Source organism: Microbacterium luteum (assembly GCF_015277875.1).
In the GTDB taxonomy this organism is placed as follows: domain Bacteria; phylum Actinomycetota; class Actinomycetes; order Actinomycetales; family Microbacteriaceae; genus Microbacterium; species Microbacterium luteum.
Genome location: NZ_CP063814.1, coordinates 603,900 through 621,823, shown reverse-complemented (window position 1 = coordinate 621,823; position 17,924 = coordinate 603,900). Strand labels below are relative to the sequence as shown.

At 66.5% G+C, this 17,924-nt stretch carries 19 protein-coding genes; 12 read left to right on the top strand and 7 right to left on the bottom strand.

Translation table 11 applies throughout. From position 1 onward, the window contains the following. The first annotated feature begins 31 nt into the window (after window positions 1–31). The 5 genes from IM777_RS03030 to IM777_RS03010 all read left to right on the top strand — a co-directional run bounded on the left by IM777_RS03030 (window position 32) and on the right by IM777_RS03010 (window position 7,580). Window positions 32–1,192 (top strand): cystathionine gamma-synthase, encoded by a 1,161-nt coding sequence (locus IM777_RS03030; protein WP_194384600.1) that lies wholly within the window; start codon window positions 32–34, stop codon window positions 1,190–1,192. A 75-nt stretch (window positions 1,193–1,267) separates the two neighbouring features. Then, entirely contained in the window at window positions 1,268–3,616 is a 2,349-nt protein-coding gene (locus IM777_RS03025) for an FdhF/YdeP family oxidoreductase (protein ID WP_071044018.1), read from the top strand. Beyond that, window positions 3,613–5,634, top strand: coding sequence for a chorismate-binding protein (locus IM777_RS03020; RefSeq protein WP_071044019.1), 2,022 nt, complete (start codon window positions 3,613–3,615; stop codon window positions 5,632–5,634). Before IM777_RS03025 ends, IM777_RS03020 begins: the two co-directional genes overlap by 4 nt. A 474-nt stretch (window positions 5,635–6,108) precedes the next feature. Further along, a complete protein-coding gene (locus IM777_RS03015) occupies window positions 6,109–6,312 on the top strand; it encodes a cold-shock protein (protein ID WP_071044020.1) in 204 nt (67 codons plus the stop codon). Window positions 6,313–6,476: 164 nt separating this feature from the next. Continuing rightward, the gene (locus IM777_RS03010) at window positions 6,477–7,580 is read left to right on the top strand and encodes a fatty acid desaturase family protein (protein WP_071044021.1); all 1,104 of its coding nucleotides are present in this window, start codon (window positions 6,477–6,479) and stop codon (window positions 7,578–7,580) included. A 19-nt stretch (window positions 7,581–7,599) separates the two neighbouring features. On the opposite strand, the gene IM777_RS03005 is transcribed toward IM777_RS03010, so the two are convergent. The 6 genes from IM777_RS03005 to IM777_RS02980 all read right to left on the bottom strand — a co-directional run bounded on the left by IM777_RS03005 (window position 7,600) and on the right by IM777_RS02980 (window position 11,656). Next, window positions 7,600–8,487 carry a DUF808 domain-containing protein gene (locus tag IM777_RS03005; protein WP_071044022.1) on the bottom strand — a complete coding sequence of 296 codons (888 nt, stop codon included), beginning with the start codon at window positions 8,485–8,487 and terminating at the stop codon, window positions 7,600–7,602. Window positions 8,488–8,513: 26 nt separating this feature from the next. Beyond that, window positions 8,514–8,717: a hypothetical protein gene (locus IM777_RS03000; RefSeq protein WP_176759385.1), complete on the bottom strand. Its 204-nt coding sequence runs from the start codon at window positions 8,715–8,717 to the stop codon at window positions 8,514–8,516. A gap of 669 nt (window positions 8,718–9,386) precedes the next feature. Continuing rightward, window positions 9,387–10,073, bottom strand: a complete 687-nt coding sequence (locus IM777_RS02995) for a hypothetical protein (protein ID WP_194384599.1) — start codon at window positions 10,071–10,073, stop codon at window positions 9,387–9,389. 112 nt (window positions 10,074–10,185) lie between these two features. Then, a complete protein-coding gene (locus IM777_RS02990; RefSeq protein ID WP_228480930.1) occupies window positions 10,186–10,557 on the bottom strand; it encodes a PadR family transcriptional regulator in 372 nt (123 codons plus the stop codon). Between the two features lie 67 nt (window positions 10,558–10,624). Then, window positions 10,625–11,164: a hypothetical protein gene (locus tag IM777_RS02985; RefSeq protein WP_194384598.1), complete on the bottom strand. Its 540-nt coding sequence runs from the start codon at window positions 11,162–11,164 to the stop codon at window positions 10,625–10,627. Window positions 11,165–11,377: 213 nt separating this feature from the next. Beyond that, window positions 11,378–11,656, bottom strand: a complete 279-nt coding sequence (locus IM777_RS02980; protein WP_194384597.1) for a hypothetical protein — start codon at window positions 11,654–11,656, stop codon at window positions 11,378–11,380. Between the two features lie 387 nt (window positions 11,657–12,043). Between IM777_RS02980 and IM777_RS02975 the strand changes: the two genes are divergently transcribed. The 5 genes from IM777_RS02975 to IM777_RS02955 all read left to right on the top strand — a co-directional run bounded on the left by IM777_RS02975 (window position 12,044) and on the right by IM777_RS02955 (window position 15,710). Then, window positions 12,044–12,550 (top strand): hypothetical protein, encoded by a 507-nt coding sequence (locus IM777_RS02975; RefSeq protein ID WP_194384596.1) that lies wholly within the window; start codon window positions 12,044–12,046, stop codon window positions 12,548–12,550. 645 nt (window positions 12,551–13,195) lie between these two features. Next, window positions 13,196–13,369 (top strand): hypothetical protein, encoded by a 174-nt coding sequence (locus IM777_RS02970; RefSeq protein WP_194384595.1) that lies wholly within the window; start codon window positions 13,196–13,198, stop codon window positions 13,367–13,369. A 30-nt stretch (window positions 13,370–13,399) separates the two neighbouring features. Then, window positions 13,400–13,627 carry a hypothetical protein gene (locus IM777_RS02965; RefSeq protein ID WP_194384594.1) on the top strand — a complete coding sequence of 76 codons (228 nt, stop codon included), beginning with the start codon at window positions 13,400–13,402 and terminating at the stop codon, window positions 13,625–13,627. A gap of 572 nt (window positions 13,628–14,199) precedes the next feature. Beyond that, window positions 14,200–14,730 carry a hypothetical protein gene (locus tag IM777_RS02960; RefSeq protein WP_194384593.1) on the top strand — a complete coding sequence of 177 codons (531 nt, stop codon included), beginning with the start codon at window positions 14,200–14,202 and terminating at the stop codon, window positions 14,728–14,730. Between the two features lie 176 nt (window positions 14,731–14,906). Further along, complete coding sequence (locus IM777_RS02955; protein ID WP_228480929.1) at window positions 14,907–15,710, top strand: class E sortase; 804 nt, start codon at window positions 14,907–14,909, stop codon at window positions 15,708–15,710. A 160-nt stretch (window positions 15,711–15,870) separates the two neighbouring features. On the opposite strand, the gene IM777_RS02950 is transcribed toward IM777_RS02955, so the two are convergent. Next, window positions 15,871–16,188 (bottom strand): winged helix-turn-helix transcriptional regulator, encoded by a 318-nt coding sequence (locus IM777_RS02950; protein WP_194384591.1) that lies wholly within the window; start codon window positions 16,186–16,188, stop codon window positions 15,871–15,873. 651 nt (window positions 16,189–16,839) lie between these two features. Between IM777_RS02950 and IM777_RS02945 the strand changes: the two genes are divergently transcribed. Next, on the top strand, window positions 16,840–17,304 hold the full coding sequence (locus IM777_RS02945) for a hypothetical protein (protein ID WP_194384590.1): 465 nt from the start codon (window positions 16,840–16,842) through the stop codon (window positions 17,302–17,304). Between the two features lies 1 nt (window position 17,305). Beyond that, window positions 17,306–17,917 (top strand): M23 family metallopeptidase, encoded by a 612-nt coding sequence (locus IM777_RS02940; RefSeq protein WP_194384589.1) that lies wholly within the window; start codon window positions 17,306–17,308, stop codon window positions 17,915–17,917. Window positions 17,918–17,924: the final 7 nt, after the last annotated feature.

Sequence of the window (17,924 nt, the reverse complement as noted above, 5' to 3'; positions counted from 1 at the left end):
CATCCGATGACACCGACCCCGAGGACACCCCATGAGCTCTCCCCTCGCCCGCGACTTCAACAGCCTCGCCGTGCACGCCGGTCAGGAGCCGGATGCCACCAGCGGCGCCGTGATCCCCCCGGTCCACTTCTCGTCGACGTTCGTGCAGGACGGCATCGGCAACCTGCGCGACGGCTACGACTACGGGCGCGCCGGCAACCCCACCCGCACGGCGCTGGAGCGGCAGCTCGCCGCGATCGAGGGCGCCGACTTCGGCCTGTCTTTCGCGTCGGGCCTCGCGGCGGAAGACGCGCTGCTGCGCGGGGTGCTGCGCCCGGGCGATGAGATCCTCCTCGGAAACGACGCCTACGGCGGAACGTATCGCCTGATCTCGAAGATCCTCGTCCCCTGGGGCGTGACGGTGCGCGTCGCCGACCTCAGCGACCCGAGCGCCGTCGAGCAGGCGCTGTCGGAGACGACCCCGAAGCTGGTCTGGGTGGAGACGCCGAGCAACCCGCTGCTGCGGGTCACCGACATCGTCGCGCTCGCGCGGTCCGCCCATGAGGTCGGCGCCCTGCTCGTCGTCGACAACACCTTCGCGACTCCGGCACTGCAGCGCCCGCTCGCTCTCGGCGCCGACGTCGTGGTGCACTCGGCGACCAAGTACCTCGGCGGGCACTCGGATGTCGTCGGCGGCGCGATCATGACCTCCGACGCCGACGTCCACGAGAAGACGAAGTTCCTGCAGTTCGCCGCCGGCGCCGTCTCGGGGCCGCTCGATGCCTGGCTCACCACGCGTGGCATCAAGACGCTCGGCATCCGCATGGAGCGCCACAGCACCAACGCCCAGCGCATCGCGGAGGCGCTTGTCGACGACCCGCGCGTGACCGCGGTGCACTACCCCGGACTGCCCTCGCATCCGGGCCACGACATCGCAGCGACCCAGATGACGGGCTTCGGGGGGATCGTCTCGCTTGACCTCGCTACCGGCGCGCAGGCGCGGGCCTTCTCCGAGGCGACGAAGCTGTTCACCCTCGCCGAGTCGCTGGGCGGCGTCGAGTCGCTGTTGAACTACCCAGACGCGATGACCCACGCCTCGGTGCGCGGCACCGAACTCGCCGTGCCCGAGACCCTGGTGCGGCTGTCGGTCGGCATCGAAGGCGTCGACGACCTGCTCGCCGACATCGATCAGGCGCTGGCGTCCACGACCTGACCCGCACACCCGTGGCACGAGCCCCGCGCTGTGGGGACGCACCCCGGTATTGCGGGCGTGTGCGACGATGACGACATGGCGAAGAAGCCTCCTGCCTCCGACATCGACGAATCCCGCCTGCGCGTCTCCGACCGCAAGAGCAAAGCGGTGGGGATTCCCGCCGTCCTCCACGCGCTGCAGATCTCGCAGCAGCAGATGGGGACGGTGCGATCGCTGCGCACGCTTTCGCGGGTGAACCAGAAGGACGGCTTCGACTGCCCGGGATGCGCGTGGCCGGAGGAGGACAAGCGTCACCTCGCGGAATTCTGCGAGAACGGCGCGAAGGCGGTCGCCGAAGAAGCCACCGTCCGCCGCGTCGGCGCCGACTTCTTCGCCGATCACTCCGTGGCCGAGCTGCGCGCGCACGACGACTGGTGGCTGGGGCAGCAGGGGCGCCTCACCGAGCCGGTGTACCGGGAGGAGGGAGACACCCACTACCGCCCCATCAGCTGGGACGCGGCGCTGGAGATCGTCTCCGACGCCCTTGCTGCGTTGGACGAACCCGACCGGGCCGTCTTCTACACGTCCGGCCGCACCTCGAACGAGGCCGCCTTCCTGTATCAGCTCCTGGTCCGCGGGATCGGCACGAACAACCTTCCCGACTGCTCGAACATGTGCCACGAGTCCAGCGGCTCGGCGCTCACCGAGACGATCGGCATCGGCAAGGGAACCGTCTCCATCGAGGACATCCATCAAGCCGACCTGCTCATCGTCGCCGGTCAGAACCCCGGCACGAATCACCCTCGGATGCTCTCCGCACTCGAGAAGGCGAAGCACCGGGGTGCGCGGATCATCGCGATCAACCCGCTCCCGGAGGCGGGTCTGCTGCGCTTCGAGAATCCGCAGACGGTTCGCGGGGCGCTCCTCGGCGGCACGGCCATCGCCGATGATTTCGTCCAGGTGCGACTCGGCGGCGACCAGGCGCTCTTCCACGGCATCGCCAAACACCTCCTCGAGGCCGAGAGCGCCACCGGCGGCGTCCTCGATCACGAGTTCATCGCCGCTCACACGAGCGGGATCGACGCCTTCCGTGCGCTCATCGACGACGTCTCGTGGACCGACCTGGAGGTCGCGAGCGGCCTCGCCGAAGACGAGATCCGACGCGTCGGCGAAGCGGTGCGCATGTCGCGGTCGACGATCGTGTGCTGGGCGATGGGGCTGACCCAGCACAAGCATTCCGTCGCGACGCTGCGCGACGTCGTCAACGTCCTCCTCCTGCAGGGGAACATCGGCCGCCCCGGCGCCGGTGTGTGCCCCGTGCGCGGGCACTCCAATGTGCAGGGCGATCGCACCATGGGGATCTACGAGAAGCCCTCGGAAGATTTCCTTCGCGCGCTGGGCGAGGAGTTCTCGTTCTCCCCGCCCCGTGAGCACGGGTACGACACGGTCGAGGCCATCCGCGCCATGCGCGACGGGCGCGTGGACGTCTTCATGTGCATGGGTGGCAACTTCGTCTCCGCCACGCCGGACACCGGCGTCGTCGAGGAGGCGATGACCCGCGTGGGCTTGACGGTACAGGTGTCCACCAAGCTCAACCGGTCCCACGCGGTGACCGGCCGCCGAGCGCTCATCCTTCCCACGCTCGGCCGCACCGACGGCGACCGCCGCGGCGGTCGCGATCAGCGCGTCACGGTGGAGGACTCGATGGGCGCGGTGCACGCGTCGCGCGGCCGGCTCGCGCCCCCGTCGAAGGATCTTCTGAGCGAGGTGGCGATCCTCGCGAGGCTGTGCGCGGCGCTGTTCGAGGCAGATGGCGCCGGATCGAACGGGACTCCGCGTGCCGACTGGGGCGCCATGGAGTCCGACTATGCGCTGATCCGTGCGCATATCGCGAAGGTCGTCCCCGGTTTCGAGCAGTACGAGGAACGCATCCAGAAGGGTCGCAGCTTCTTCCTGCCGAACGGCCCGCGCGATGGTCGCCGGTTCGCGACGGTCGACGGGAAGGCGCGCTTCACCGCCAACTCGCTGGAGTACCCCCGCATCCCCCCGGGACGCCTCCTGCTGCAGACGCTCCGGTCCCACGATCAGTACAACACCACGATCTACGGCAAAGACGACCGCTATCGCGGCGTCTACGGCGGCCGACGCGTCGTTCTCATCCATCCCGAAGATGTCGCGGACATGGGCTTCGCCGTCGGAGACATGGTGGATCTCGTCTCCGAGTGGACGGCACCCGACGGCTCCGTGCGCGAGCGCCGCGCAGAGGCGTTCCGCATCGTGGCCTACCCCACGCCCCGGCGGAATGCCGCGGCCTACTATCCTGAGACGAATGTGCTGGTTCCCCTCGAGTCCGTCGCCGACGTGAGCAACACACCGACCTCGAAATCGGTGATCGTCCGCCTCGAGGCTCGGGATCGGGCGAGTTCACCGACACCGTCCTCATGACCGGCGACGACGGCCGTGCGCCCGTCCTGATCGTCGACAACCACGATTCCTACACCTTCAATCTCGTCCAGCTCGTCGACCGTCTGACGGAGATGCGACCCGACGTCGTCGCCATCGACGACTTCGATGTCGACGACGAGTCCGCGTACGCGGCCATCATCGTCTCCCCCGGCCCCGGGCACCCGTTGACGGAACCCCACTTCGGACGATGCCTGGCCCTCTTCCGACGGCGGGAGCGCGCGATCCTCGGCGTATGCCTCGGCCACCAGGGCCTCGTCGCAGCGCACGGCGGCAGCATCGAGCGGGTCGAACCGGCCCACGGCGTGCTCAGCCGCCTCGAACACGACGGCACGGGTGTCTTCCAGGGCGTTCACGACGACGTGCACGTCGTGCGCTACCACTCGCTCGCCTCCCGCGACGTGCCGGGCGTCCTGCGCGTGACGGCGCGCACGCCCGACGGCCTCGTCATGGCCGTCGAGCACCGGCATCTCCCCCACCTCGGTGTGCAGTTCCACCCGGAATCGATCCTCACCGAAGACGGCGCGAGGATGATCGCGAACTTCCTGACGCGAGCCGGCGTCTCGCTCGACGGCGCCGATGCCCCTGGCACGGCGCCGAACCCCCCCCGCACCCCCGATCGGGGAACGCTGGTGCTGTACCCCCGGTGGGTCGAGCCGGTCGACCTCGCACCCCTGATGCTTCGCGGACGACGGCGCGCCTTCTGGCTCGACAGCGCCGATCGCCGCGAATGGTCGGGGCGATACTCCGTCATGGGCTACCTGGACGACGACGACACCAGCGTGGTCGTCGGTGGACCCGAGCACGAGACGCCCGGCGCGCAAGCTGTCGCTCGACGCGACTTCCTCGGCCGCCTGCGCGAGCTCGGCGGGGAGAGTCCCGGCGGGGAGTCCGAGACTCCCGCGGTGGGATCCTGGGTCGGCGTCGCCGGCTACGACACCCAGGAGATCATCGAATCGACGCAGGTGGGTTCCCCGGCAGACGGCTTCTTCCTGCGCATCGATCGCGTCGTGGTCTTCGATCACTTCGAGCGCACGGTGCGCTACGGCGCGGGTTCGGTGGCACGATCAGACGGCGTGCGGGCGCTTCTGGATGCGGCCACGGAGGCCCGGCATCCCGGAACCGAACTCGGACCGATCGTCGCGGAGACGGACTCGCCGTGGGCTGCGTACGTGGAGGCGTTCGACCGTCTCGACGAAGCCCTGCGGGCGGGCGACACATACGAGGCCGTCCTCACCTTCCCGCTGCGCTACACGATCCCGGGAGACCCGCTCGATCACTACCTCGCGATGCGGGCGCGTAGCCCCGCGCCCTACGCCGCATATCTGCGGCACGACGAGCACATCGTTCTGTCGGCCTCCCCGGAGCGGATGCTGCGCGTGGGAGCAGACGGCCGTGCGGAGGTGCGCCCCATCAAGGGCACGCTCCCCCGCGACCCGGATCCCGAGCGCGACGCCCTCGCGCGATGGCGCCTGGCTACGGATGAGAAGTTCCGCCGCGAGAACCTGATGATCACAGACCTCGTCCGCAACGACCTCGGCCGGGTGTGCCGAGGCGGATCGGTCGCCGTCACCCAGCTCATGGGCGTGGAGTCCTACCGCGGGGTGCACCAGCTCGTCACGGTCGTCGAAGGTGACCTGGAAGAGCGAACGACACCGGTCGATGCGCTTCGCGCGGTCTTTCCCGCCGGGTCCATGACCGGGGCGCCCAAGCGGCGCACGATGGAGCTGATCCGGGAGGTCGAGCCCGGCGATCGGCATCTCTACGCCGGTGCGCTCGGCTGGTTCGACGCCTGGCAAGCCGACTTCTCGGTGATCATCCGCACCCTCTGGGGGGCAGACGGCCACTACCGGCTCGACGTTGGCGGGGGCATCATCATCGGCTCCACGGCGGAGGCGGAGTTCGCCGAGGCACTGGACAAGGCTCGCTCGGTCATCGACCGCCCGCTTCGCGGGGCCCAGCCGTATCCGGGCAAGGTGTTGCGCCGACCATCTCCGTGACTGATACCATGGAAATTCCCGATCGGGCATCTCTTCTTGTTCTCGCGACGCCCTCGACGCACCAGCGCAGGTGACGTTCTGTCCGCGGATCCATCGGATTCTGGGCCGTCGCACTCTTCGAAAGTTCTCTTGTCTTCTTCTTCCGCCGCGCTCGCGGCTCCTCTTTCCTCACACGCACCCTCACCCGTCCTGACCTGGGCGCAGGCCGACGATGGCGTCCACGTCGCGACGCGCTCCGGCGAGTACGCCGGATTCGTCGCCTCGTCGTCCGGCGGGCGATACGAAGCGCAGAACGCCCGGGGCGACGACCTCGGACGTTACCCCAGCGAGCCTCTCGCCCGCGCTGCCGTCGCCGCATCCGCTGCGCCCCCCACGCGACGACCCACAACCACCCACCACACCCGTCGCGGTCTCACTCGGAGGCCGCACATCCTCGGCCGCTCACGCGGCCGGCACACGAGAAGGAAGAACACGATGGCCACTGGCACCGTGAAATGGTTCAACGCCGACAAGGGATACGGCTTCATCGCCCCCGACGATGGTTCCGCCGACCTGTTCGCGCACTACAGCGCGATCACCGGCAACGGGTTCAAGGAACTGCGAGAGGACCAGAAGGTCGAGTTCGACGCGGAGCGCGGGCCCAAGGGCATGCAGGCCGCGAACATCCGCCCCCTCTGACGGCACGCCTTCCCGGGTGTCGTCGGCAGAGCCTGACCGGCACCTGGGAGTACCGCCGTATTCCGCCGCCCGGATACGACACCCCGTAGCGTTGCCCTCAGCGTTCGGCGACCGCCGTTGGCTTCATCGGCCGACAGGGTCGCGATCGAAACGCAGGTAGGGCCATCTCCTCCACCGCTGCATCCCGTCTGGGACCCGTCAGGCAGACGTACGCCCGCACCGCCGACTTCCCCCCGATCGCACGCGCGTACACCGACGTGTCGCAGGTCGTGCGCGAGAGCGGGCTCCTCGCTCGAACCCGCTGGTTCTACGGCCTCGTCGGAACCGCGCTGGCGCTCGCACTCGGGGGCTGCATCACCGGATTCATTCTTCTCGGCGACAGCTGGTTCCAGCTGCTCATCGCCGGAGCCCTCGGCATCCTCTTCACACAGGTCGCCTTCCTGGCGCACGAGGCCGCGCATCGTCAGATCCTCAAGACCGGGCCCGCGAACGACACCCTCGCCCTCATCCTCGGCAACGGCGTCGTGGGCATGAGCTACTCGTGGTGGGCGACCAAGCACACGCGCCACCATGCGAACCCGAACCGCGTCGGGAAGGACCCCGACATCGACGTCGACACCATCTCCTTCCTCGATACTGACGCCGCCCAGGCCCGGGGCCTCCGCCGAGCGATCACACGTCGCCAGGGGCGGCTGTTCTTCCCGCTTCTGACGTTGGAAGGACTCAACCTGCACGCGCTCGCGTTCCGTCACCTGGTCGGCCGCGACCCGGTCAAGAATCGCGGGTGGGAGATCGCGCTCCTCCTCGCGCGATTCGCCCTCATCTGGACACCGGTGTTCATCTTCCTGCCGATCGGAATGGCCTTCGCCTTCCTCGGGGTGCAGCTGGCGGTCTTCGGTGTCTACATGGGCGCCTCGTTCGCACCGAATCACAAGGGCATGCCGGTGATCGACCCGGACGCAAAGCTCGACTTCTTCAGCAAGCAGGTGCGCACCTCTCGGAACGTCTCCGGCGGATGGTGGGCGACCTGGCTCATGGGTGGACTGAACTATCAGGTCGAGCACCACCTGTTCCCCAACATGCCGCGTCCGCACCTCGCGCAGGCACGGCAGATCGTGCGAGAGCACTGCCGCACGCTCGACGTTCCCTACACCGAAACCACACTGTGGCGCTCGTACGCGATCGTCATCGCCTACCTCAACCGCGTCGGGCTCGCCGCCCGCGACCCGTTCGACTGTCCGGTCACCGCCACGTACCGCCGGGTGTAGCCGACGCACCGGGACGGGCTCAGTCGGCGTGCACCGGCTCACGCCGTCGGAGGCGGGAGACGGCCAGCACGATGCCGGCGATCACGAGACCGACGGCCAGCGCGAATACCGCTGACATCGCCGTATCGGCGATCCACACCACGACGACGCCGGCGCCCTCGATGAGATGGGTCGCCGCGTGCACGAGGTCGTACGGTCCGGTCCAGAACGTCTCACCCAGGTTCTCGATGAGCAGATGTCCGCCCACCCACAGCATCGCGACGGTGCCGATGATGCCGATCACACGGAAGACCGTCGGCATGGATGCGACCACGCGGGCGCCGGTGCGCCGGATTCCGGGACGCGAGCTCTTCATCAGGCGCAGGCCGACGTCGTCGATCTTGACCAGCAGCGCGACCGCGCCGTAGACGAGCGCCGTCATCCCGAGCCCGATCACGAGCAGGGCGGCAAGGGTCATCCAGATATCCAGACCCGGGTCGAGGCTGGTGAGGGCGATGAGCATGATCTCGGTGCTGAGGATGAGATCGGTGCGCACCGCTCCGAAAACGAGCTTGCCCTCGTCTCGCGGGCCGTCCTCGGCCGGACCGTGGTGCAGGCCGAACCACTCCAGCACCTTCTCCGCACCCTCGAAGCACAGGAATCCCCCGCCGAGGATCAACAGGTACGGGAGCACCCAGGGCGCGAACGCCGTCAGCACGAGCGCAATCGGGATGATGATCACGAACTTGTTGACGAGGCTCCCGAGCGCGATCTTCCACACCACGGGCAGCTCGCGCGCCGGCGTGATGCCCTGCACGTACTGCGGGGTGACGGCGGCGTCGTCGATCACCACACCGGCTGTCTTCGCACTGGCTTTCAGCGCCGCGCTCAGGATGTCGTCGACGACCGCCAGAAGTCCCACCGACATGTGCGCTCCCCCACCCGTTTCCGCACTCACGCTAGCAGCGCGAACTCTTTCACGACGCCTGACCGGTTCGGTGGCGTCAGCTGGAGGCGGTGGTCGTCCGCAGAGCCCACGCCCGCACCGAGATCATCGTCCTGATCCACAACGACCACGCCATCATCAGCGCCCGCAGCAGCGGCGAAATCCTCGCCAGCTCCACCATCGACCCCACCCGCGGACACCAGCGCAAGCACGATGAACCTCCGAAACCGGGGGTTCATCCGTTCACAATGTCCGGAGACATCACACGGCGGAGACGGAGGGATTTGAACCCCATCTTCAGAGGAATGCTCTTTGGCGTTGAGCGACGCTTGCGTTGATATGACGGGGTTCGCGGCGGCTTACCTGAGCGTTCAGAGGGGTTCGCGGGCGATCAACTGGACGCAATTGGGACGCACGATCAGCGAGGGACGCCGGTTGCTCTCGGGCACGGTGCAACTCGGAGCGCAGTGGACTGACTACTTCTTCACCCGGGACTCCCGTACCTGGATGACAATGCCGGCGGCCGCAACGGCGACGCCTAGGAGAATCATCGCGGGCGCCCAGAAGCCGATCGGCCCGGGAAAGCGTCCAACCTGGTCCTCTGGCGAGAACAGAACTAAGAACGACAAGCTCGCTAGAGCGATGACAACACCGGCAGATGCGATGACGAGGCCAGCGAACCTCGGCGCGCTACGCGGAGCCATCGCCATCCTTTCCCAGCCAATCTTGACCCGTCTTCCTAACGGTAGCGAAAGCTGAGTCCTCGAACACGAAACGAAGGCGGCGCCAATGCCATGCTTCTCCGTCGGGATCGCGCAGTCGCCGGCGAAGGCATCGTTCCACGTCTGGATTGACCATCGAGCGTCACACAGCAGCGGACCCTACTGCTCGGTGTAGTCGATGTCGGAGGGGCATGCTTCGAGCACCGCTGCTTGACTGACGTGCTCGCCGCCGAGCCGGTCGACCGCGTCGCTGACCGGGTCCCAACCCGGCACTCCGCGTTCGTCCAGGTCTCGCGTGAACTCCTCCTCACTCATGCGAGAAGGCAGCATGAAGCCCGCCTCGACGATGCAGTCATAGCGCCCCGAGATCCACGCGTAGGCGTCGCTTCGAAAGGCCGCGTCCCCCCACGGCGCAGTCACCGCAGGCACGGCCCTCCAACACTCATCGGTCGCGGAATCGAACTGTTGCTGATCCTGCGACCCGTGGTTCGGGAAACTGACGCCAATGCCGTCGTTGAACGGCTGCTCCTCGATGACTGCAGCGAAACCCGCCTCGCTCACGCAGTCTGCGAAGCCTCCCAGCGTCGCCTGAATAGTTCGCTGATAATCATGGAAGGACGTCGCCACAGCGTCGACCGCCTCATACTCGCCCGAAGCCGTGTCGTCGCTGGCGTGCGCGGCGACCAGGCCTGCCACCGAGTACACGCCGACGACACACACCCCCGCCGCCATCGCCGCGAACCCGAAAGCACGGCGCCGCCCATCCTCGCGGCACCAGCGCGCGAACCGGCGACGCAACCCGTCACGGCGGATCTCCCACAACTCCGCCGACGACGGACCCGCCACCCCACGGGCGTCATCCACGTCAAGAAGCGTCGCGAGAACAACCTCCTCGTTCGCAACACGCCAATCTCGTGGGTACCACCGCAGCGCCCGGCGATACCTGCCCACACACCCGCTACGCATGAACCTTCTCCGCAGCCGCCCCCGCCGCTGGAGTCGCCATCACCGTCCGCGCCGCTCGCGCCCGAGCTTCCAGCCTTCCCACCTCGGCCTGCAGTCCCTCCATCCCCGCGGCGGATACCTCGAAGTATCGACGCGCCCGCCCATCGACCACCTCCTCACCCGCCGCGACGACCAACCCCAACCGCGCCAACCGCTCAAGCGCCGCATACAGAGTCGGCACCTTCAGAACAACGGCATCGCCCTGCGCAGCGCTCAACAACTCCGCATCCCGAAGCACCGCGTAACCGTGCTTACGGCCCCCCGATAAGGCGACCAGGATCCAAAACGACACTTCCTTCGACACTTCCCTCGCAACGACATCCACACCGGGAGTATATTCCCGTCACGATAATATGCAGGAGGTAAGTCAGGCGATTGCCAGCTACCGACGGTCAGCCGCGGAGCCCGTCCCCCAAGCCACGTCGGCCGGCCCCAGCCGCGACCAGGAGGCCGGCGGAAACCATCGACGCTACGCCGATCCCAGGCTGCACAACGGTACCTGCGACGATGAGGGCGATCGCGCCCCACAGCACCCATAGCGACCAACGGTGCCGAGTGAGGGCCCCCACGCCGGCCGACAGCAGACCGACCGCACTGAGCAAGAGCGCGGGAAGCACGGCGACCGCCCATACGCCGATCCCGGTTTCGCCCTCGGGTCGGGGACCGGTGTACGCGGTTGCCGCGTAGTAGGTCCACCAGCCCACCCACACCAGCGACACCGCCGCGAATGAGACGAACACGACCGACCGCCCACGCGACGGCCGCGTCACGGCGGTGAGCAGCCCGACCAGGCACAGCAGCGCCGACATGCCACCAAGGATCACAGCGACGAACAGGTACCCGATGCCGTCGGCGCACGCCCACGTCCCATCGACGCCCCACTCGCCACCGATCCCCCAGGAACAATTGAAGTGGAGCGTCTCGCGAGCCAAACCAAGCGAAAACTTCGCGAGGATGAATGCCAGAGACGCCCCTGAAAGCACGGCGATCGCCGCCTCCGGGCCATGCACAACCCGACCGTCGGTGCCGCCTCTGGCGCTTCCGTCTGTCGGCGAGCCCGTCACGCCGCCGACGCTACCAAGGACGCCTACACATCGCGGAGTGATTGACCGACGCGCGCCGGGGACACCCGCAGCGGAGATTCGCTACGAGGCAGATCGGCGGCGTCGACCGAGCACGTACCCACCGATCGCGGCGACACCCACGAGACCGACGACACCGACGACAATCGCTGTCACCATGAGCGGGGTCAGAATGACAAGCGAACCAGGGAAGTAGGCCGCGCCGGCGAGCGGCTGGTAGGCGAACCAACCGAACGACGCCGTCCCCGTCGGACTTGCCACGACGAACATGATGACGGCCGCAAGCAGAAGCACGCCAGAGACGATCGTCGCGGTCGCCAATCCGACAGACATTCCTCGCATGCGGTGACGATACTCGCCCGCATGGCGGTCTGTTTAGCGGAACAGCTCAGCCTTCCGGTAGGTCCTGCCGCGGCAGCACACCTAAGCCGCGCCGCTCGAGTGCATCGCCCGCGTCACGATGGAGCGATACGCTGGTGCGGTCGGAGTCGATGTCGGAGCCCTTCCATTCGTGGGATCTGTCAGGACCGTCGCGTTCTGGCTCCTCGACGGTCGTCGTCGGATATACCCATCGACACTCGCGCCGACGAAGAACATCCGCTCCCTCTGTCGTGTCATTCGCGAGCACGTCCGCTGATCGCAAGCCAGCGGCTCTGAGAGATCGGCGAGGGCCAGATCCGGGATCGAATGGCGTGGTGATGGGCGTTCCCACGCGCTAGCGTTGGCGCGATGTGCGCGGAGCTCATGCAGGCAGTGGCGGTCCTGACCGATTGGCGGTTCGTGCGGACGTTCCAGTGCGAGGCGGTCGTGCAGCTCGGTGGCGACGAGTCACTGTGGGACGTTCACGCTGAACCGAACCACTCGTCTTATGTTGTCAGAGACCGGGGAACCGGTAAGGAATCGTCCTACGTGGACGCAACACGTGTCCGCATCGAATCCGGCGTGCTCGCTCCGTACCAGTCCGCGGAAGTAGTCCGCCACCCGTTCGCTGTCCGCCTGGCGTTCCCGCTCGATCTGCCGATCTGGGGCCGCCAACACGACCGATACCGGATGCTCGACGCGCGGACAACCGCCAACAAACTCGCCGTGCGACTGGCCGAGAAGGACAGCGCGAGCGCCGTCGGGGAATTGATCATCGACGTGGACCGCCGCGTCGCCACCCGCCTCTGCGTTCCGACGCTCTACCTGGAACACCGCAACGTTCAACGTGCTCCAAGCACCCTCGGGGACCACTGACTCCATAGCAACCCGCTGTCCACAGATCAACGGCGGAACAAGCGACTGAATACGCGATCGGTGGTTACGGCCCTTCATCGCACCCCGGTCTCGAGGTGCGTCACTCCATGAAAAGCGGAGGGATGGCACCCCTCCGCCTTCGGGACGCAAATGGGACGCAACTGAGCACTTTGCGCCAGGCAGGAGAGCACGGTGGGGCATATCGCTTGATATGCGTGTGGAGGGAATTGCCCAGGTCAAGCCGCGAAGACGCCTGACATTCGTGGTCGTTCAGTAGTGCTCGCGGGCGTTCGTCTTTACGCGATTCTTACGCAGGAACCGAAGCCGAATGAAGCGTCCTGGGTCTGATGGAGACTAGCGCTACTCGATGCCGCCAAGCTGTTCGCTATTGCGGGGATCGGACCCCGTGTCGCCACGTCGCTGCCGCTCCCGACTGCCGGTATCGGTTCGATGACCCTGGCTTCGAGCTTGTTCGCGTCCGCCCCGCGGCGTTCTGCGGAGTCGTACTTTGGGGCCGGCTTCGGCCCGAGCTCACTCAGTCGCGCGCTCGTGAGACTGTTCCTCCTCGCGGGCCTGGGTGCGTTCGTTGGGACGTTCTGCGCGCGCTCGTCGGGCGGAGTGTGAGCGCTACCCAGGAACACTTCGGTGGCGGCAACACCGATCGACGATTTTTCTGGTCTATCTTTCCGTCTTATCTCGGCGCAGGATCGGACGACGACGAATACCCTGACGCGTTACAAGGGCAAGTCGGCCGTGACGGACGAAAGAGTGACAGGTCAAGTTGTGACCGATTCGATCTTCACGCCCTCACCGGAATGACGCTATAGAACTATTGGAGGAGCGCCCACTATGTCGATCACGCAGCTTCGTAGGTGGAGCATAGTTTTGTGGGCGGCAAGCTTCGTCTTCTCGATAGCGGTACTAGTGCTGATGATCGCCGTCGCCACGGGAGCCGTCGTCGAAATGAGCAGCGGGATCCTTCTCGCCATCATCGTCGCGATGTCCGCTGGACTGGCGGTTACGGCCGTGTCACTTGTGCTGACAACGAAATATCTCCGAAGAGCGCGGTCCAAGTGAATGAAATCTGGCCCTGAACGCTCAGTCCCTGCGTTGGCACCGCCGACCACGCACAGGAATCACGATGAGTTATGGAGATGAAGAGAAGCCGAGTGTGGGACGGACGGGCCGCTAAGTCAGCGTTGTGAACGTAGACGACGGGGGTGCCGTTGTCGTCGGAGACGATGCTGTACACCCCGCCGAGCGCAGTGCCGGCGCGCACCGCAACGGTACGACCGGCGAAGCCGACCCAGCGGGTGCCGGCGACCCCGCCGGTGGTGACTGCGACCTCTTGCCCGGGGTGCAGCCGCTGGGTTGGTCGCCGGCGGTACGTCCGTCGTTAGCTCGGCGGTGATTTGATGGTTCGGTGCGGTAATCGTCGATTCCATCGCCGCATACTGTCCATCTGACGCTGAACGGCGAGGTTGGAACTACCGCCTTCTGCTCTGGAACTCAAACGACTGAGGTAGACACGATGAACGATGGGGTTGGTCGTGGAGTGCTTGTCGACGACGCTCGATAATGGACCGACTTGGGAGGGCCCCGCCCACATGCACTGGCAGATCCGACTTCCGTACGCAGGGCTCCTTGCCGTGTCACTGCCCATCATCTTCGGACTCCTCGCGGTATCGGTCTTCGCTCTCCCGCCGCGCATACAGCCCGAGGAGATTCTCGCGCCCGCCGCAATCGTGCTGTGGGTCGTATGGCTTTTCTGGGCATACCCATCGGCTGAGTACCGAAACGGCGAGTACGTGATTCGCAACCCGTTGCGCACGTCCAACTTCTCCAGCTCCAGCCGCATTCGGGTCACAGGTCAGCACGCGCCGACGTTCCATCTCGACAGCGCGAGAGTCCAACCGATTGTCATGCTCGCCGGGTCCGCCAGCGTCGTTGCGACAGCTCACGCATCGACGGGAGTGGACCGTGGAGTGAACGTCGTCCCCATGGAGCGGCTTCGACCCGGCCACGAAGACGGCGCAGAGACTTCCGCGGCCGTGAAGACGCTTCAAGCAGAATGCGATATCGCCGGTGATAGGGACCCTCTCATTCGCCGTAGCTGGAACCTGGCTGGCATCGCGCTGACGGTCGCGCTACTCGGCTGGGCAGTCATGAGCTTGATCTAGACCGACGACCGCGTCACATCGACGGAGTACCCAGATGTCGCGGCCATCGCGACGAAATCGCGATACTTTCGGGCGACGGGCACGTCGAAGCCTCGGGTGTCCGGCGCTCAAACGAGTTGCGTTCGTCGCGCAATCTCGGGCTCCACCGAGCAATGATCAGGTGGAGGATAGGTCACGTGGACACTCAACCGTCGCCGCGGGGCGCCCCATGGCCGAACTACCGCACACCGCCGCCGGCGCGCCGTCGACCTCCCTCCGTTGCCGGGGTTACAGGAGAGATCCTCATAACTCTAGGCATCATCGCCATGCTCTACGTCGCGTGGCAGCTATGGATCGGCGACATGATCTACGGCGCCCAAGCCCGGGAGGACGGGCAAGCACTCTCCGAGCAGTGGGCTCAGGAATTTGCAGAATCAACACCCCCGACTCCGACTGCGCCACCGACTCCTACGGAAGCGACGCCCACGCCCGCGGAGCCGCCGCTGCTCGAACAGCCGGCGGACGCGGAGACTTTCGCGATGATGCGCATCCCCAGGTTCGGATCTGATTACGTCTTCGAGATCGCCGGCGGGACCTCCCGAGCTCGCACCCTCGACACGGTACGGGTCGGGCACTACCCCGACTCTGAGATGCCCGGCCAAGTCGGCAATTTCGCTCTCGCCGGCCACCGCACTACTTTCGGAGCCCCCTTCAACCGGATCGCCGAACTCAGGACCGGAGACGCGCTCGTCATCGAAGCACGCGACGGGTGGTACACCTACCGCTTCCGCAATCACCAATACGTCGTCCCCACCCAGGTCGACATCCTCCTCGACGTCCCCCAGAAACCCGACGTGCCAACGGGCGGCCGATACCTCACCATGACCAGCTGTAGCCCCATCGGCTCCCTCGCAGAACGCATCGTCGCCTATGCCGTGTTTGAGAGCTACACACCGCGAGCCGACGGTGAACCTGACTCCCTCACGGCACTCGACTCGTAGCTGCAGGCCCGACATACAGGGACGGACGCTGGCGGACCTTGCACCGACGATTGACGCCCGCCAACCAGGAGAGGCCAAGCAGCACGGAGCGCACGGCCGTCGCGTGTGTGCGAGCGCTGTTCCCCGAGGATTGACGTCGGCGCGATGCGGCGAACGGGAACTAGAACTCCCCGAGCACCTGCTCGAGCCGCATCACCATCTCCGTGACTCGCGCGTCGTCGACCGTGTACCGGACCCGCTGTCCGCGCACCGCGACTTCCCGCGGCGGGTCGGCGATGATCAGCCCAGCGTCGATCAGTTTCTCGAGTCCGTTCGCGATCGTCATCTTGGGGAGCTCGATCGCCTCGGCGATCTCCGCGCGCGTCAGGCCGGGGTTCTTTCGCAGGACACCAATGATGGTGGCCTGCATGACGTTCCCGAGCGCGTTGATGGGATCCTCCGCGTAGTCACTGTTCGCGGGGCGGGCGTATCGAGGCACCTGCCCAGTTTGACGCACCGCTCCCCGGCCGTCCAGAAGACCGATTCAGAAAAAGCTTCACATGCGGAGTGTACGGTTATATGCTTCCCTCATGTCAAGCAGAGCGGCACAAACTAAGCCGGGCGCCTCGCGCCCTAGCCAGGCCGTGTCCCCCAAAATGCCTACAGACGGCAGCTTCCTAGGCCCCGTAGTCTTCCCCTCGAATCGTCCCGCGACCGGCATTGACGCCCGCCGCGGTACGGTAATGCCTGCTGCGTCTTTATTAGAAGATTCTCCTTTTTGCCGCGCCCTGCTGAAGCATAGGATGCCTCCACGGCGAGCCCGGCGGAAGCCCATCGGTTCGAGCCACATCGCCGTCCTGAATGGTCAGGAGGGCCGATGAGGTCATCGAACGGTCGCAGTCGCCGAGGTGTCACGTGGGCAATCATCGGCGGGGGTGTGCTTCTCCTGGGCGTCTTGGCAATCGTCATCGCCTCGCTCTCTTCACGACCTCCCGAGCCGGCTCCGACGGAGCCCGCTCCACCCGCCGCCTCACCAACGGCTCGGCCCACCACGTCACCCGCAGGCGACGTCGTTGACTCATCAGTCAGTACCAAGGGGTGGGTTCCCGAACCAATCACGACAAACCCCGATACCTACATCCGCGCGGCGTTGGCGGCGGCATCCACTTTCGACACGCAGCTGGGCACACGAACGGAGTGGCTCACGTACCTCGACACGTGGTTCACGCCTGACACCCGGTACACCTCGGAAGCGGATCGGCAGTCGGACATGGAGGCGTCGCAGCTCGAGCTGCGACAGAGCGTCGTGCTCCCCGCACAGGAATGGGACTCGCTCGCAAACGAGGACGGACGCGTCGTCGCCGCCGTCACCGGCGACATCGAGTACACGGACGTTCCGGACGACAACACCGGCAGCATGCGCATCGGAACGGCCGACGTTGTGCTGACCTACACCCGCTCCGACGGTAGCGGCGGCGAGACGACCTATGACGACCTGGTGCGAGTAAGCGTGCAGGTCCTGTGCGGCGAAGGGTCGACGCCGACTCCGGACACGGCGCAGCAGGCAGGCGACTGCAAGGTCGTCCGCTTCTTCTCCGGAACGATCGAGCCCTGACATGGGAGCCCCGGTCGCCGCCGCTGCAGCCCTCGCAAACACGAGGACCGGGCGCCGGATCGCACTCGGGATGCTGCTCTTCCTCGTCCTCGCCGGCGGGATGCTCCTGACGCCGCTCATCGCGATCCCGTTCGCGGTCGCCGGTGCGCAGGAGTCCACCGAGGTCGCAACTCAACCAGCCCCGGTCGCAAACGGCGACTGGGGCTACCCGCAGGCCGGGGACTACTTCAAGGGGCGCGGCTTCGGCTACAACCCGGTGATCGGATGCAGCTACTGCTCAACTGACCACAAGGGCTACGACATGTCCCAGGGATGCGGCGCCACGATCTACGCAGCCGGCCCGGGCCTCGTCATCACGGCGGGCTCGCTCTCCGGCTGGGGCAACACCGTGCGCATCGACCACGGCGACGGACTCATCACGCTGTACGGGCACATGGAGTGGGGCTCACTCCGCGTCTCCAGCGGCGACACCGTGGCCGCCGGGACCTCCCTCGGCGCCGAAGGCAACACGGGCCACTCGTTCGGCTGCCATCTCCACTACGAGGTGTTGCAAGACGGCGTCTCCGTCGACCCCCAACCGTTCATGGCCGCCCTCGGCCTTCCCCTCAAGTGACGCCACT

Bases quoted from the DNA above. Each gene is read 5' to 3' on its own strand.
- IM777_RS03030 (WP_194384600.1), top strand. From the start codon at position 32: ATGAGCTCTCCCCTCGCCCGCGACTTCAACAGCCTCGCCGTGCACGCC.
- IM777_RS03025 (WP_071044018.1), top strand. From the start codon at position 1,268: ATGGCGAAGAAGCCTCCTGCCTCCGACATCGACGAATCCCGCCTGCGC.
- IM777_RS03020 (WP_071044019.1), top strand. From the start codon at position 3,613: ATGACCGGCGACGACGGCCGTGCGCCCGTCCTGATCGTCGACAACCAC.
- IM777_RS03015 (WP_071044020.1), top strand. From the start codon at position 6,109: ATGGCCACTGGCACCGTGAAATGGTTCAACGCCGACAAGGGATACGGC.
- IM777_RS03005 (WP_071044022.1), bottom strand. From the start codon at position 8,487: ATGTCGGTGGGACTTCTGGCGGTCGTCGACGACATCCTGAGCGCGGCG.
- IM777_RS02980 (WP_194384597.1), bottom strand. From the start codon at position 11,656: ATGCGAGGAATGTCTGTCGGATTGGCGACCGCGACGATCGTCTCTGGC.
- IM777_RS02975 (WP_194384596.1), top strand. From the start codon at position 12,044: ATGTGCGCGGAGCTCATGCAGGCAGTGGCGGTCCTGACCGATTGGCGG.
- IM777_RS02965 (WP_194384594.1), top strand. From the start codon at position 13,400: ATGTCGATCACGCAGCTTCGTAGGTGGAGCATAGTTTTGTGGGCGGCA.
- IM777_RS02940 (WP_194384589.1), top strand. From the start codon at position 17,306: ATGGGAGCCCCGGTCGCCGCCGCTGCAGCCCTCGCAAACACGAGGACC.